The organism is Actinomyces sp. oral taxon 170 str. F0386 (genome assembly GCF_000195595.1).
Lineage (GTDB): Bacteria > Actinomycetota > Actinomycetes > Actinomycetales > Actinomycetaceae > Actinomyces.
Window position 1 is genome coordinate 1 of sequence record NZ_GL882571.1, and the last position, 661, is coordinate 661.

The 661-nt window shown below is 77.6% G+C and carries 1 protein-coding gene; it reads right to left on the bottom strand.

Annotated elements, in window-relative coordinates:
- Nucleotides 1–661, bottom strand: a 661-nt coding sequence (locus tag HMPREF9056_RS11275) for a type II secretion system F family protein (RefSeq protein ID WP_009405209.1), incomplete at both ends; no start/stop codon positions are given.

Genomic DNA, 661 nt, shown 5'->3' on the forward strand with positions numbered 1-661 from the left:
CTCGCCGCCGTCGCCGCCAGGAGCGCAGCCGGCGAGGCCCCGTCCTCCCAGCCGGGACGCAGGCAGGCCTCCAGGCGGGTGCGCCGGGCCCGCCACTGATCGTCGTCGGGCGCCCGCCAGGCCTCCTCCCATGAAGCGCCCAGCAGCAGGGCCCGCCCCACGACGCCGGCGCTCTCCTCCTCAAGCGCCTGCCCCAGGGCGGTGAGTACCCCGGGCACTGATGCCCCGGCACTCAGTGCGGATGCGGCCAGGTCCAGGACCAGGGCCTCGTCAACGACGTCGCCGTCGGCCGTCGCGGCGCGTATCAGGCGCCTGGTCACCAGGTGGCCCACCACCATGAGCACGATGCCGAGCACCCCCACGGCGCTGCCCAGTCCACCGTCGAGCAGGAGGGCCGTGGGGTCGGCCCCCACGAGCATCCCCAGGCCCAGGCCGACCACGGGCAGGCAGGCCAGGAGTCGGGCGGTGGTGCGAGGACCGGCCAGAGCGGCCCGACGAGAGGCCTCGGCGTGGCCCGACTCGGCGACCCCGCCGGCCACGGCCTCGAGGATGTCGGCCAAGGGCGCCCCCAAGGCGGTCGACAGGCGGCAGGAGGCGACGGCGCCCGGCACCCCGGCGGCAGTGGCGCGCCGCTGGCGGGCCCGTGCACCCCTCGGGGGCG